The sequence below is a fragment of the Agromyces sp. NBRC 114283 genome, assembly GCF_030268405.1.
Taxonomy (GTDB): Bacteria; Actinomycetota; Actinomycetes; order Actinomycetales; family Microbacteriaceae; genus Agromyces; species Agromyces mediolanus.
The window spans coordinates 1259456-1274397 of sequence record NZ_BSQP01000001.1; the positions used below are offsets into that span (position 1 = coordinate 1259456).

At 73.0% G+C, this 14942-nt stretch carries 11 protein-coding genes; 5 read left to right on the forward strand and 6 right to left on the reverse strand.

The window, feature by feature from the left end; translation table 11 throughout:
• Nucleotides 1–95 precede the first annotated feature (95 nt).
• The 5 genes from QSJ60_RS06115 to QSJ60_RS06135 are packed head-to-tail and all read right to left on the reverse strand — an operon-like array spanning nt 96 to nt 7303.
• Nucleotides 96–1175, reverse strand: coding sequence for a peptidase C39 family protein (locus QSJ60_RS06115; protein WP_285463019.1), 1080 nt, complete (start codon nt 1173–1175; stop codon nt 96–98).
• Nucleotides 1172–2812: an ATP-binding cassette domain-containing protein gene (locus QSJ60_RS06120; RefSeq protein WP_285463020.1), complete on the reverse strand. Its 1641-nt coding sequence runs from the start codon at nt 2810–2812 to the stop codon at nt 1172–1174. The genes QSJ60_RS06115 and QSJ60_RS06120 overlap by 4 nt, the downstream gene beginning before the upstream one ends.
• On the reverse strand, nt 2809–3666 hold the full coding sequence (locus tag QSJ60_RS06125; protein WP_285463021.1) for an ABC transporter permease: 858 nt from the start codon (nt 3664–3666) through the stop codon (nt 2809–2811). Before QSJ60_RS06125 ends, QSJ60_RS06120 begins: the two co-directional genes overlap by 4 nt.
• The gene (locus tag QSJ60_RS06130) at nt 3663–4655 is read right to left on the reverse strand and encodes an ABC transporter permease (RefSeq protein WP_285463023.1); all 993 of its coding nucleotides are present in this window, start codon (nt 4653–4655) and stop codon (nt 3663–3665) included. Before QSJ60_RS06130 ends, QSJ60_RS06125 begins: the two co-directional genes overlap by 4 nt.
• Complete coding sequence (locus QSJ60_RS06135) at nt 4652–7303, reverse strand: ABC transporter substrate-binding protein (RefSeq protein ID WP_285463024.1); 2652 nt, start codon at nt 7301–7303, stop codon at nt 4652–4654. The genes QSJ60_RS06130 and QSJ60_RS06135 overlap by 4 nt, the downstream gene beginning before the upstream one ends.
• A gap of 133 nt (nt 7304–7436) precedes the next feature.
• Between QSJ60_RS06135 and QSJ60_RS06140 the strand changes: the two genes are divergently transcribed.
• The 4 genes from QSJ60_RS06140 (at nt 7437) to QSJ60_RS06155 (ending at nt 13173) form a co-directional block, all read left to right on the forward strand.
• The gene (locus QSJ60_RS06140) at nt 7437–8153 is read left to right on the forward strand and encodes a DUF1684 domain-containing protein (RefSeq protein ID WP_285463025.1); all 717 of its coding nucleotides are present in this window, start codon (nt 7437–7439) and stop codon (nt 8151–8153) included.
• A 66-nt stretch (nt 8154–8219) separates the two neighbouring features.
• Complete coding sequence (locus QSJ60_RS06145; RefSeq protein ID WP_189083612.1) at nt 8220–8396, forward strand: hypothetical protein; 177 nt, start codon at nt 8220–8222, stop codon at nt 8394–8396.
• 9 nt (nt 8397–8405) lie between these two features.
• Nucleotides 8406–9875, forward strand: a complete 1470-nt coding sequence (gene cls, locus QSJ60_RS06150) for a cardiolipin synthase (RefSeq protein ID WP_285465269.1) — start codon at nt 8406–8408, stop codon at nt 9873–9875.
• Between the two features lie 214 nt (nt 9876–10089).
• On the forward strand, nt 10090–13173 hold the full coding sequence (locus QSJ60_RS06155; RefSeq protein WP_285463026.1) for a M14 family zinc carboxypeptidase: 3084 nt from the start codon (nt 10090–10092) through the stop codon (nt 13171–13173).
• Between the two features lie 109 nt (nt 13174–13282).
• Here QSJ60_RS06155 and QSJ60_RS06160 read toward each other — a convergent pair whose 3' ends face one another.
• Complete coding sequence (locus tag QSJ60_RS06160; protein WP_285463027.1) at nt 13283–14332, reverse strand: pirin family protein; 1050 nt, start codon at nt 14330–14332, stop codon at nt 13283–13285.
• A 91-nt stretch (nt 14333–14423) separates the two neighbouring features.
• Between QSJ60_RS06160 and QSJ60_RS06165 the strand changes: the two genes are divergently transcribed.
• Nucleotides 14424–14870 (forward strand): hypothetical protein, encoded by a 447-nt coding sequence (locus QSJ60_RS06165; protein WP_189083615.1) that lies wholly within the window; start codon nt 14424–14426, stop codon nt 14868–14870.
• The last annotated feature ends 72 nt before the right edge of the window (nt 14871–14942 follow it).

Genomic DNA, 14942 nt, shown 5'->3' on the forward strand with positions numbered 1-14942 from the left:
CCTGGTTCGCTGAGCTTGCCCTGGTTCGCTGAGCTTGTCCTGGTTCGCTGAGCTGGTCGAAGCGCCCTTCGACCGGCTCAGGGAACCACCGCAGATCAGCCCCGGTCGACGAAGACGACGCCGCGGTAGCCGGCCTCGCCCCAGGCGACCATGCGGTCGAGGTCGGCGTGCGCGATCGGCAGCTCGTGGGTGTCGACCCAGCTCTCGCCGAGCTCGGAGCTGATCCACGGGTCCTCGATCACGACGACCTCCTCGTCGGCGGCGTGCGCGAGCACCCAGTGCGGGCCGGTCTCGCCGTGCATCGGCGCCTCGTCGATGAGGAGGAGCGCGAGCTCACCGCCGGCGACCCGCCGGGCGATCTCCGCGACGGCGACGCGCTCGCGCACGACGGGCACGCCGACCGCGTCCGCCTGCCGCTGCGACTCCGACTGCAGCTCGGCGCGGAAGTCGCGCTCGAAGCCGGAGTACGCCTCGATCAGCACCGGACCGTCGTGGTCGAGATGCACCTCGACGCGACGCTCCGGCGGCAGGGTGTCGCGCATGACGACGCCGAGCCCGAGCGGCTCGATCGCGGGGTAGTTGCTCGCCCGCCGCCAGAAGGCGAGCTCGAGGTCGCGGTCGGCGACGGAGGGTTCGGGGGCCGCGTCGGCGGCGAAGCCGCCGGCACCGGCGAGCTCCGCCGCGAGCAGTCCGGTGACCGCACCGCACGTGTACATCGTCGTCTGCGCGTAGTACGGCGCCTCGGCGTGCGGGAGCTCCCGCAGCCAGCGCACGTAGCCGCGGCTGCCGAGGGTGCCGGCCGCGGAAGGGTGCGGGGCGTGCAGCTCGGCAAAGCCGCGCTCGCGGGCGAAGTCCGGCAGTTCCTGGCCGAGGGGCACCTCCCACTTCACGGCGGCGTCGCCGTTCGCGCTCGCACGGTCGACGAGCTCGTCGACGAGCCCGGCCGCGGCGGGGGCATCCGCCTCGCTCCGCCACCACACGTCGACGATCTTCACCGCCGCGGTCGCGCCCCGGCGCGAGCTGAGCACGGCGGCGACCGCGGCGCCGTCGGCGTCGCGGGCGAGGTCGAGCCGCGGTGCGTACGCCTCGCGGGGCAGCTCCCAGCGGGCCGCGCGGGCGGGCCCGAGCGCCGTGCGCAGCTCGTCGTCGAGCCGGGGGGAGAGGGTGGTGGTCATGCCGGGATGGTCCTTCCGTCGGTGCTGTGGTCGTGACTGTGCGTGTGGTCGTGACGGGGCGGGCGGTCGCGGTGCGCGGCGGCGACGAGGAGCTTCGTGTACTCCTCGACCGGCGCGTCGAGCACCCGGGCGCAGGGGCCGCGCTCGACGACGCGGCCCTGCCAGACGACCGTGACGGTGTCGGCGATCCGCCGCACCACCGCGAGGTCGTGCGAGATGAACAGGATGGCGACGCCGAGCTCCTCGCGGAGCCGGCCGAGCAGCTCGAGGATCTGCGCCTGCACCTGCACGTCGAGCGCGGAGACGGACTCGTCGCAGATGAGCAGCCGCGGCCGGGGCGCGAGGGCCCGCGCGATGGCGACGCGCTGCCGCTGCCCGCCGGAGAGCTGCGCGGGGCGCTTCGCCGCGGCATCCGCGGGCAGGCCGACCGTCTCCAGCAGCCCGGGTACCTCCGCGGCGGCGCGGCCGCCCACGGCGAGCGCCTCCCGCAGGATCTGCCCGATCGTCATCATCGGGTTCAGCGAGGAATACGGGTCCTGGAACACGATCTGCATCTGCCCGGGCGTCCGCGAGCGGCGGCCCGGGGCGAGCATCGCGCCGTCGAAGGCGATCGTGCCGCCGTCCTCCCGCTCGAGGCCCGCGATGCAGCGGGCGAGCGTCGACTTGCCGGAGCCGGACTCGCCCACGATGCCGACGATCTCCCCGGCCGCGACGTCGAGGTCGACGCCGTCGAGCACCGTGCGCTCGCCGAAGCGCTTCACGACGCCTGCGGCGCGCACGAGCGGCGCCGCGTCGACGGCGGATGCCTCGGCGGGCCCGGATGCCTCGGCGAGGCCGGATGCCTCGGCGGGCACGGCCGCGTCGAGCGCGAGCGCGGGGTCGGCGGCGATGAGCGCCTTCGTGTACTGATGCTCGGGCGCCGAGAGCACCCGGGCGGTGGCGCCCCGCTCGACGACCTCGCCGTGCCGCATGACGAGCACCTCGTCGGTGCGGCCGCGGACGAGGCCGAGATCGTGCGAGATGAGCAGCATCGCCATGCCCCGCTCGTGCTGCAGCTCGCGCAGCAGGTCGAGGATCTCGGCCTGGTTCGAGGCGTCGAGCGCGGTCGTGGGCTCGTCGGCGATGAGGAGCCGCGGGTCGCTCGCGAGGGCCGCCGCGATCGCGACCCGCTGGCGCATGCCGCCCGAGAGCTCGTGCGGGTGCGCGCGGGCGACCCGGGCGGGCAGGTTCACCTCGTCGAGCCGGCGGGCGACCTCGGCGTCGAGCGCGCGGGCCGGGAGCCGCCGACCCGCCTTCGCCTCGAGCGTCCACGCGATCTGCGGCCCGCAGCGGTGCACGGGGGACAGGCTCGTGAACGGGTCCTGCAGGAGGAGCGAGACCTCGCGCCCGCGCACGGCCCGCCACGAGGCATCCGTCTGCTCGAGCCGGTGCTCGCGGCCGTCGATGCCGAGCGTCCCCGCGGCGCGGAAGCCCGGCGGCAGCAGCCCGACGAGGCTCTTCGCCGTCAGCGTCTTGCCCGAGCCGGACTCGCCGATGAGGGCGAGCGAGGCGGCCGGCGCGATGGCGAAGGAGAGCGGCTCGACCATGCGGCCCGCGGGGCCCTCGATGCCGTCGATGGCGACGTCGATGCCCGTCATGCCAGGCCTCCGCTCCGGGTGAGGCGCTGGCCGAGCCAGTCGCCGACGAGGTTCACGGCGCAGGCGACCGCGATGATGAGCACGGCGGGCACGATCACCGCGGCCGGGTTGTCGAACATGATCGACCGGCTGTCGGTGAGCTGGCGGCCCCAGTCCGCCGTGCCGGGCGGCACGCCCACGCCGAGGAACGACAGCGAGGAGAACGCGACGAGCGCGAATGCGACGTTCAGCATCGCGTTCGTGATCACGAGCGAGGAGACGTTCGGCAGGATGTGCCGGAACATCACCCGCCAGCGCGACAGCGAGAGCATCTGCGCGGCCTCGATGTAGGGGCGCGCGCTCTGCTCGAGCACGCCGGCCCGCACGATGCGGATGTCCGACGGCGAGAAGAGCAGCACGAGCAGGGCCACCGTCGTCCAGTAGCCGCCGCCGAAGACGCCCGACACGACGATCGCGGCGAGCAGCACGGGCAGGGCGAGGAGCAGATCGGTCCAGCGGCTGATCACGAAGTCGAGCGGGCCGCGCTCGTAGCCGGCGAGGGTGCCGAGCAGGATGCCGAACAGCATCGAGCCGACCGCGACGCAGACGGGCCCGACGAGGGCCGACGCCGCGCCCGCGACGGTGAGGGCGAGGATGTCCCGGCCGAGCTCGTCGGTGCCGAGCGGGTGGCCCGGGCTGCCGGCCGGCATCAGGCTCGAGAGAATGTCCTGCTTCGTGGCCTCCGGGTAGAGCACCGGCCCCAGCACGACCGCGAGGAACGCGGCGGCGAGCACGACGAGGCAGACGACGACGGTCACGGGCACGCCGCGGCGACGGCGGAAGCCGACGCCGACGGCGCCGAGCGAGGCGCTCATGCGGTGCCTCCCTTCGCGCGGACGCGCGGATCGAGCAGCAGGTAGGCGAGGTCGGCGAGGAGCGCGATCACGGCGATGACGAGCGCGACGAGCAGGGTGAGCGCCTGCACCACGGCGAGGTCCTTGAACAGCACCGAGTCCTGCAGGAGGGTGCCGAGGCCCGGCAGCGCGTACGTCGTCTCGGCGAGCACGGTACCGCCGACGAGGAAGGTGAGCAGCAGGCTCGCGCCCGTGACGATGGGGATCGCCGCGTTCCGGAGCGCGAGCCGGCGCACGCGCCCCTCGGGGATGCCGCGCGCCCTGGCGCTCGTCACGTAGTCGGCGTCGAGCTCGCGGAGCATCGCCGTGCGGGTCAGCTTCAGCACGATGGCGCCGAGGCCCGCGGCGAGCGTGATCGCGGGCAGGATCAGGTGGTACAGCGTGTCGAGGGGGCCACGGCCGCCGCCGTACACGGGGAAGATCGGCAGGTAGTAGGCGAACACGTAGAGCAGCAGCAGGCCGACCGCGAAGGTCGGGGCGCTCAGGCCGATGACGCCGAGCGCGGTGCCGATGCGGTCGAGCACGCCGCCGGCGCGGACGGCGCTCTGCACGCCGAGCGGGATGCCGGTGCCGATCGCCGCGACGAAGGCGAGGCCGCAGAGCGCGAGCGTCAGGCCGAGCCGCGAGCCGATCGCGTCGGCGACGGAGGTCTGCAGCCGGATGGACTGGCCGAAGTCGCCCGTCAGCACGCCGCCGAGCCAGCGCAGGTACTGCACCGGCAGCGGGTCGTCGAGGTGGTACTGCTCGCGGATCGCGGCGACCGCCTCGGGCGAGGCCGGGCGGGTGCCGAGGAGGGTCTTCACGAGGTCGCCGGGGGCGAGGTGCAGCATCGAGAAGACGACGATCGAGAGCACGAACAGGATCGCGACGGTGCCGAGCACGCGCACCGCGAGCATCCGGCCGATGGGCCGGAGTCGCGATGCGCGCGCCGTGGGGAGGGTCTCGGTCACAGCTCGGCGCGGTAGAGCCGGGTCGGCCAGGACGAGATGAACGCGAAGGAGCTGTAGTCGTCGAAGCCGAGGTCCTTCGCGAAGGCGGTCGCCGACTGGCCCCACCAGAGCGGGACGTTCACGACGTCCTCGGCCTGCAGCGTCTCGACCTGCACGAGCAGCTCCGCGCGGGCGACCGGGTCGGACTCGGCGCCAGCCTGGGCCAGCAGTTCGTCGATCTCGGGGTTGCTGTACGCCGAGGGGTTGCCCGGTCCGAGCAGGTAGCTCGGCACCTCGGCGGGGTCGCCGAGCGTGGAGAAGTACCACATCAGGCCGACGCCGTAGCTCGACGAGGCGTCGAGGCTCGCGAGCCACTCCTCGATCGGCACCTCGCGGACGTTCAGGGTGACGCCGATGGAGGCGAGGTTCTCGGCGAGCGACTGCGCGGCGGTGCCGAGCTGCGGGCCGGTCGAGGGGGTGAGCAGCTCCGCCTCGAAGCCGTCGGGGTGGCCGGACTCGGCGAGGGCGGCCTTGGCCGCGTCGAGGTCGAAGTCGTACTGCGGGATCTCGGCGAGCACCTTGCGCGCCTCGTCGGCGTCGTACGCCTTGCCGAGCGACTCGGGCGTCATGATCGCGGTCGCGGCCTCGCCGTGCCCGCGGAGGAGCTTGTCGACGACGGCGTCGCGGTCGACGGCGTGCGCGAAGGCCTCGCGCACCTTGGGGTCGTCGAAGGGCGGCAGCGAGGTGTTGAAGTACAGCCCGACGTAGGAGAGGTCGTTCACGTACTCGACCCGCATGGTGTCGAGCTTCTCCCACTGGCTCGCCTGCGCGAGCGGCACGTTGAACGCGACGTCGACGTCGCCGGACTGCGCGGCGAGGAGGCGCGTCGACTCGTCGGGGATGAACTCGACCGTGATCGACTTCACCTTCGGCAGTTCGCCCCACCAGGTGTCGACGCGCTCGAGCTGCACGTGCGAGTCGGGCACGAACTCGGTGACCTGGTACGGGCCGGTGCCGAGCAGCAGCGAGTCCGCGGTGCCGACCTTGCCCGCGTGCTGCTCCCAGAACGCCTGCGAGCTGATGAACGCGGCGCCGCCCGAGCTCATGTTCGCGGCGAAGGCGGCGTCGGGCGCGGTGAGGGTGATCGTCACCTCCTGCTCGTCGGTCTTCTCGATCGTGTCGACCCCGGCGAGGTAGTAGGCGAGGCCGGGAGAGACGGTCTCGTCGCGCGCCTGCTCGAGGCTGTACACGACGTCGTCGGCGGTGACCGGCGTGCCGTCCTGGAACTCGGCGTCGTCGCGCAGCTCGTAGACGTAGGTCACGTCGTCGGTCTGCTCCCAGGACTCGGCGAGCCCGGGCTGCACGCGGCCCTGCGCGTCGACCGAGACGAGGCCCTCCTGCGCGATCGAGGCGATGTAGTAGTTCAGGATGCCGGCCTCCTGGCCGACGTAGAGGTTCGACAGCGAGCCGGGCAGGGCGACCGTGATGTGGTCGATCTCCTCGCCCGTGTCGGCGCCGGTGCCGGGGTCGGGGGCGCCGGTCGCGCAGGCGGCCAGCAGCAGCACGCCGGCCGCTGCGGCGCCCGCGCGCGCGGCGCGGGAACGCGGGGAAACGGACATGGGGGATTCCTCCTCGAGAGGTCGGGGGAGCGGAGCGAGGGCGATGGGTTGCGCGAAGCGCGCGCGGTGCCCGTGCGAGCGGCGGCGGGCGTCGGCGAGTGCCTCGACCTCGAGTCCGCTCGGACGGCGTGCGGCGAGCATGCGGAGGCTCGCCGCGACGGCGGGGATGGCGCTCGCCTCGGCGAGCGTCAGGGCGACGGTGCGGGTGGAGCACGCGGGGTGCAGCCCGAGGGCGCGCACGCCGGGCGGGGGCGCGGTCACGAAGGCCCGCTCGGGCAGGAACGCGACGCCGAGGCCGCCGGCCGCGAGGGCGAGGGCGGCGTCCGGGCGGGAGACGCGGAGGTCGCCCGGTGCCTCGTCGCGACCGAGGAGCTCGGCGACGAGCGCCGAGCGGGTGCCGTCTCCGAAGATCCAGGGCAGCCCGGTGAGGGCGGATGCCTCGACGCGCGCGTCGAGGGCGCCGGCCTCCGCGGCGGGCACCGCGGCGATGAGCTCCTCGGCGTAGAGGAACGTCGGCCGGAGGCCCGCCCGGCGGAGTCGCGCGCCGCGCTCGCCGGAGTCGCTCGTGATGACGGCGATGTCGGCCCGGCCGGAGCGGACGAGCTCGACCGCCGCTTCGGTGCCGGCTTCGATGAGGCTGGCCTCGACGCCGGGGAGCTCAGCCGCGATGCGGGCGAGCGCGGGCGCGATGGTCGTGGCGACGGCCTCGGCGGGGGCGGCGATGCGCACGGTGCCGACCCGGTGGCCGAGGGCCCGGGCGAGCTCGGTGGCCGCGGCGGTGAGGCTCGCGTCGATGCGCGGGGCGTGGGTCGCGAGCAGGGCGCCGATCGGGGTGAGCGCCGCCGAACGGGCGGTGCGGGCGACGAGCGCGGTGCCGAGCCGCGTCTCGAGCCGCTGCACGTGCTGGGTGATGGTCGGCTGGCTGTAGCCGAGCGAGCGGGCGGCCGCGCTGATGGACCCGGTGCGGTCGATCGCGACCAGGATTCGCAGCGAGTGCACGTCGAGCGCACGGGTCAGCGCGTCGATTTCGACGAAGCCATCATCGTCCATAGGGGCAGGCTATAGATGTTCATGTTTCGATGGCGTAACAATATGTAGGCGGGCGTCACCGGGCGTCGCCGACGAGCTGCCACGATGAGCTGGCACGATGAGTTCGGCACACGACGAGACACAGCGAGGTGGCATGGATCTGCGGGCGGCGCACGAGGACTGGGTGCGGGAGCGCGAGGAGCGCGTCTGGGGCGAGCGGGGCATCGCGAGCCTCTCGGCCACGCACTGGCTCTGGAGCGAGCCGCTCGAGCTCGAGGGGCTCCCCGGCCGGTGGTGCGCGCGCGACGGCGTCGTCGTCGGCGAGGCGATCGACGGTCTCGACGGCGAGCTCCGGCTCGCCCCCGGCGAGGAGACCGAGCTCGCGGGCGTGCTCCTCCGCGGCTTCGAGCGCGACGGCTCGCTCGCGCTCCGGGTGCTCGACGCCGGCGCCGCAGCGCGGCGCGGCGTGTCCCGCATCGCGCGGTTCCCGCTCGACCCCGCGGCCCGCGTGCCCGGCGTGGTCCGGCGCCGCACGAGCGAGCAGCCGACGACCTCGGTCGACGGGCACCGGGCGACGGGCGAGTTCGACGCGATCGTCGAGCTGCAGCTCGACGGCGAGGCGGTCGCCCTCGCCGTGCAGGAGGACGACGGCTGGTACTTCGCGGCCTTCTCCGACGCGACGAGCGGCGCGGAGAGCCATCCCTTCCGCTTCCTCCGCTTCCCGGTCCCGGAGGGCGAGCACGCGGTCGTCGACTTCAACCGCGCCTACCTGCCGCCGTGCGCGTTCTCCGACCACTACGTCTGCGTGCTGCCGGTGCCGGGCAACCGCTGGTCGGTGCCGGTCCGGGCCGGCGAGCGCGTCGTCGAGTGAATCGGCGAGGCGGATTCCCCGGCTGAGGCGGGATTTCCCGGCCGATCCGTATATCCTGATGGGGCTATGGACGACTTCTGGGCGAATGCGATCTGGTCGCTGGCGCCGACCGTGCTCATCGGACTCATCTTCTGGTTCGTGATGCGGGCGCTCATGCGCGCCGATCGCAACGAGCGCAAGGCCTACGCCCGCATCGAAGCCGAAGAGCGCGCGAAGCGGGCGCGCGAGCGCCACGCCGGCTAGGCGTCCGTGATCACGGGGGAGCAGGTGGCGCTGATCGCCGCCGGCATCGTCATCCTGATCGATCTCGTCGTGCGCGTCGTCGCCGTCATCGTCGTCCCCCGCAACCGCCGGCCCACCGCCGGCATGGCCTGGCTCCTCGCCATCTTCTTCATCCCGATCCTCGGGGTGCTCTTCTTCCTGCTCATCGGCAACCCCAAGCTGCCGCGCGGGCGCCGCAAGCGGCAGGCCGAGGTCGACCGCTTCATCCGCGAGTCCACCCACGGCGTCGAGCGCGCGAGCGACCCGTCCGGCTGGCCCGACTGGTTCGCGGGCGTCGTGCGGCTCAATCGCAACCTCGGCGCGATGCCGCTGATCGGCTCCAACAGCGCCCACCTCATCGGCGACTACGAGGGTTCGCTCGCGGCCATGACCGACGCCGTCCACGACGCGAAGCGCTACGTGCACGTCGAGTTCTACATCTTCGCCTACGACCGCACCACGGCCGCCTTCTTCGACGCCCTCGGCGCGGCCGTCGCCCGCGGCGTCGAGGTGCGGGTGCTGCTCGACCACATCGCCTCCGCCCGGGTCGCCGGCTACCGGCAGACCCTCCGCAAGCTCGACGAGCTGGGCGTGCGGTGGCAGCTCATGCTCCCCGTGCAGCCGTGGCGCTGGAAGTACCAGCGACCCGACCTCCGGAACCACCGCAAGATCCTCGTCGTCGACGGCGAGGTCGGCTTCCTCGGCTCGCAGAACGTCATCGACCGCAGCTACAACAAGAAGAGCAACCAGCGCCGCGGGCTCAAGTGGAAGGAGCTCGTCGCGCGCCTCGAGGGTCCGATCGTCTCCGGCCTCGACGCGATCTTCGCGACCGACTGGTACCTCGAGACCGATGAGCCGCCGCAGCGCGACGAGTTCGACGGGGCGTTCTCGCAGCCGGGCGAGGCGCAGGCGCTCGACTGCCAGGTCGTGCCCTCCGGCCCGGGCTTCCCGAACGAGAACAACCTCAAGCTCTTCCTCGCGCTGCTCTACGCCGCCCGCGAGAAGCTCATCATCACCTCGCCGTACTTCGTGCCCGACGAGGCCATGCTCCGCGCGATCAGCGGCGCCACCCAGCGCGGCGTGCACGTCGAGCTCTTCGTCTCCGAGATCGGCGATCAGGCCCTCGTCTACCACGCGCAGCGCTCCTACTACGAGGCGCTGCTGCGGGCGGGCGTGCGCATCTACATGTACAAGGCGCCGTACATCCTGCACGCCAAGCATTTCACCGTCGACGACGAGGTCGCCGTCATCGGTTCCTCGAACATGGACATCCGCTCCTTCGAGCTCAACGCCGAGGTGTCCCTGCTCGTGCGCGGCTCGTCCTTCGTGCGCGAGATGCGGCAGATCGAGGACGGCTACCGTCGCGACAGCCGCGAGCTCACCCTCGACGAGTGGATGAAGCAGCCGCTGCGCTCGACCGTGCTCGACAACCTCGCACGGCTCACCTCGGCGCTGCAGTAGTTCGTCGCGACGGCCGGATTCGCGCAACTTCGCACACTTCGAGCGAGAAACGCGCACGAATATTGCGATACGCGCCTCCAATCGCATGGTCGCTGCGTGCCAGACTCGAAGCGCGTCCGTTTCTTGATCATCCCCAAGACGTGGCGCCGCCGGCATCCGTCGACCCGGATGCGGCAGCTCTCTGTGACCTCCGCCGAAGACGAACTGGAGAACAATGTCGTTCCATCAGCTTGCCTCCGGGGTCGGGGTGGCCGCGCTCGTCGCGACCACCCTGTTCTCCGGGTCCCTCCCTGCGCAGGCGGCACCGACGCCGCCGAGTCCGAGCGCACTGCCCATCACCACGCCGATCTCCTCGCTCGTGGCGCCCCCGGCGTCGTACCCCTCCCAGGTCGAGCTCCCGCTCGTCGCCGAGCTGCCGAGCGACGCCTCGATCGCCCGCGGCGCCGTGCCGTACCACGCGATCGCACCCAAGCTGAATGCGCTCCAGGCGCAGAGCGATCGCATCTCGGTGCAGGTCGTCGGGCAGTCGGTGCAGGGCCGCGACATCCACCTCGTGACCATCACCGCGCCCGAGACCGCCGAGCAGACGGCGCAGCAGGCCGCCTGGCGCGACGAGATCAAGCACGATGCCGAGGCGGCCGCCGCCGACGCCGAGCTGATGGCCGGCTACAAGGTGCCGATCTGGTTCAACGCGAACATCCACGGCAACGAGTGGGAGGGCACCGACGGCGTCCTGCCCTACATCGAGAAGCTCGCCACCGCGCCGATCGAGGAGCTCGGGGGGCTGCTCGACCGCTACCGCATCTACTTCACCGTGACGAACAACCCCGACGGGCGGGCGCTCGGTCAGCGTGCGAACGCGGACGGCTTCGACGCCAACCGCGACATGATCACCGGCGCCACCCCGGAGGCGCGCATCATCCGCGACCTCGTCGGCGTCATCCAGCCGACCTTCTACGTCGACCTGCACGGCTACACGAGCGTGCTCCAGATCGAGCCCTGCGGACCGCCGCACGGTGAGAACTACGAGTACGACCTCTTCCTGCCGCACGCGTACGAGGCCGCGCTCGAGATCGAGCAGGCCGTGGTCGCCGCGAACATCGAGGGGAACACCTACCTCGGCGCCGACGGCCGCCCGACGCTCGAGAACACCGGGAAGATCAAGATCCCCTACCGCGACGTGCGCGAGGGCTGGGACGACTGGCCCCCGATCTTCACGCCGCAGTTCATCGCCTACCAGGGCGCGATCACGAACACCGTCGAGCTGCCGCTCGGCCGCACCAACAACACCGAGACGAACCAGGCGAACACCCGCGTGAACGTCGAGGTCGCGAAGGTCGTGATCGAGACCGCCGTCGACTACGCCGCCGGCAACTCGACCGCGCTGCTCGAGAACCAGATCGAGATCTTCCGCCGCGGCGACGCGGGCGAGCCGCTCCGGACCATCCCGGTCGGCGCCGACCCGACCACCATCCCCGGCCCGGACCAGTGGGCCGAGATCTGGAGCGAGGCCGACCAGTTCACGGCCGAGCTGCCTCGCGCCTACGTGATCCCGATGGGCGCCGGCCAGCGCTCCGACACCGACGCCGCGCGCCTCGTCGACCAGCTCATCGCGAACGGCGTCGACGTCTCCCGCGCCACCGCCGCCTTCACGGTGGAGGGCACTGAGGTCGCCGCAGGCAGCTACGTCGTGGACATGCACCAACCGCTGCGCGGCATGGCGAACGTGCTCCTCGCGGACGGATCGGACATCTCCGAGCGCACCTCGGACATGTACGACATCTCCGCGTGGAGCCTCGCCCTGCTGTGGGGCGCGGACGTGCTGACCGTCGGCTCGACGAACGACGCCGCGCTGCCGGTGGCCGTCGAGCCGGTCGATGCGGCCGCGCCGACCGGCGCCGTGCCCGAGGGCGCGTACCTCGAGCTCGCCACCGCGGGCGCCGCCGAGTACCAGGCGGTCAACGCCCTGCTCGACGCGGGCGTCGCGGTCTCGGCCTTCGAGAACGGCGACGTCATCGTCCGCGGCAGCGACCGGGCCGCGGCCCAGGTGGTCGCCGACGCGTACGGCGTCGCGTTCACCGCGTCCGACGGGATGCGCCTGCGCACCGAGGCGAGCCGCGGGCTCGACCGGCTGACGGTCGCCTACTCGGGCAACCAGGACGACCGGGTCACCCTCCAGCGCCTCGGGTTCACCGACATCCGGCTCGTGACGGCGGCGACCATCGCCTCCGGCGAGGCGGATCTGTCGCAGGCCGACGTGCTCTGGGTGGGCGGCAACCTCGCCTTCACGGGCGGCAACGCGGGCGGAGCCGACCGGGTCGCGGAGTTCCTCGCGGCCGGCAAGGGCGTCGCGGGCAAGGGCACCGCGATCGCGAACTTCGCGAACCAGTTCGGGCTTGTCACGGTGACCGCCACGAGCGGCACGAACGGCTCCAACGGCATCGTCCGTGTGGCGAACGCCGAGGGCGGCCTGCTCGCGACGCATCCGCAGGACACCGCCTTTGTCTACCCCGCCGTCTGGTACACGGGGCTCGGCGAGAACGCGAGCGTCGAGCAGACGTACGCGGGCGAGTCGACCTTCGTCGCCGGGCACTGGCGGGCGACCGCGGGCCGCGGAGCGGCGGATGCCGCGAACCAGGCCTCCGTCGTCACGGCGACGGGCCCGAGCGGATCGCGCGTCGTGCTGTTCGGCACCTCGGTGAACTTCCGCACCCACCCCGTCGGGTCCTACCCCGACATCGCCCGCAGCCTGTTCTGGGTCGGCGGCGACGGGGCGGCGGTCGTCGCGCCGGTCACGGCGGAGGACCTCGTCGAGGAGGCGCGCGGTCCCGTGCGCGTCCCGGCCGAGGCCGAGCCGGGCGAGACGATCCGGGTGACCGTCGGCGCCGCCCTCGACGGCGCGGTCGTGCAGACGGTGCTGTTCTCCGAGCCGATGCCGCTCGGCGAGGCCACCGTCGACGGCGACGGCTACGGGGCGACGATCCCGACGAGCGCGCCGCTCGGCGCCCACCGTCTCGCGGTGATCGCCGCGGACGGCACCCTCATCGGCTGGGACGATCTCGCGATCGTCGCGCCCGAGACCGAGGGCCCGGGCGGCGAGAACGGCGGCGAGAACGGCGGTGAGAGCGGCGGCGGCCAGAACGGCTCCGGCACGGGCTCGTCGACCGCCGGCGACCTCGCCGACACCGGCGCCTCCGTCGCGCTGCCGATCGGCATCGCCGCCGGCGTGCTCCTCCTCGGAGCCGCGGCGCTCGTGATCCAGCGGCTGCGTCGCCGCGGGGCGGGCACCGCGGAGTGACCCTCGGGGGCGCGACGCGCGCCCCCGAACGAGGCCGTCGCCGGCCGGGGCATCCCGGTCGGCGGCGGCCTTCGTCGTTCCCGCGCCGTTCAGCCCCGGCGCCGCGCCGTCAGCTCCGCGGCTTGAGCCGGACGGTCGGCAGCTCGGGGGCCGGCAGGGCGTCGCCCGGGTAGCCGGCGACCGTGCCGAAGCGCCCGTCGGGGTTGTCCCGGCCGATCACCTCGGCCTGCCACTGCCGGCGGAACTCGGCGACCTCCTCGTGGCTGCGGCCGATGAAGTTCCACCACATCACGAGCTCCTCGCCGAAGGGCGTGCCGCCGAGCATCACGACGCGCACCGGCTCGGCCCCGGCCCGGAGCCGCACACCCTCGTGCCGGGGCGGCAGGTAGCCGAGCTCGGCGCGCTCGAGCGTGGCCGTGTGCCCGGCGACGGCGAGCGGGTCGCCGCCGACCATCGCCTCGAGGTCCTCGTCCTCGGTCGCGGCGATCGCGAGGTGCACGGGACCGCGGTCGACGAGGATGCCGTGCTCGAAGCCGGCGTCGAGCTCGATCCAGGCCTCGCCGCCGGCCGGGAGGTCGATCTGCGCGGCGACGAGCGGGGTGAACACCGTGACGGCGGCCTCGTCGTCGAGCCCGGGCAGGGTGCCGACGAAGACGCGCACGACGGCGTCGTCGACGCTCGCCTCGCCCACCTCGGCGTGCTCGAAGAAGGGCGCCACGTCGCGCGAGCCGTCGGGCAGGGCGACCCAGAGCTGCACCCCGTGCAGGGTCGTGGTCGCCGGCGTGGACACCTCGGAGTGCGAGATGCCGTGGCCCGCGGTCATCAGGTTCACCGCGCCCGGCCGCACGAGCGCGTGGCTGCCGGTCGAGTCGCGGTGCTCGATCTCGCCCTGGAACAGCCAGCTCACCGTCTGCAGTCCCGTGTGCGGGTGCGGCGGCACGACCATGCCGCCGGTCTCGGCCACGTCGTCGGGCCCGTAGTGGTCGGCGAAGCACCACGCGCCGATCGTCGTGCGGCCCCGCTGCGGCAGGGTGCGCCGCACCGGCATGGCGCGCGGGCCGCCGAGCGGGACGTCGCGCGGGCGGAGCACCTCGATCGCGGCCCCGGCGCCCTCAGCGTGGCATCGCAGTTCGACCGGGTCGCGCTCGAGGTTGCTCATGCGAGGCATCCTATGCCCGCCGGATGAGCGGTCCGGCGAGCCCCCAGTGGGCCGCTTCAACCCGGTTCTGGTTAGCCGATAGAATCGGCCTATGGTTTCTTCCACGGGCATCCGTCGTGCGTCGCTGGCCGCTGCTGCGCTGGCATCGGTCTTCCTCCTGTCGGCGTGCGCGCCGGGCACGAGCCCGGTCGAGAACTTCCCGGGCCTGCCCGAGGCCGAGCACGGCGAGTCCGGCCACGAGACCGGCGGCGACGAGAGCGCGCTGCAGGCGCAGTGGCTCGAGCTCGGCGGCAAGCTCGCCGTCACCACCTTCGGCTCCTCGACCTGCCCGGTCGTCGGTACCGACATCAAGGTGCTGAAGCCGGCCGGCGAGGGCAACACGGTCGAGATCGTCGTGCCCGAGCCCGACGCGACCACGCCCTGCACCATGGACTACGTGCCGCACACCACCGTCTTCTGGACCCCGATGAACGTCACCACGACCGAGAAGCTCACGGTGCTCCTCGGCGACGAGAAGTTCGTCCTCCCCATCAAGTAGGGATCCGGGCCACCCGACGGGCCGTCGGCGCTGCGTGCGCCGGCGGCCCGTCGTCGTTCGTCAAGTCCGGTG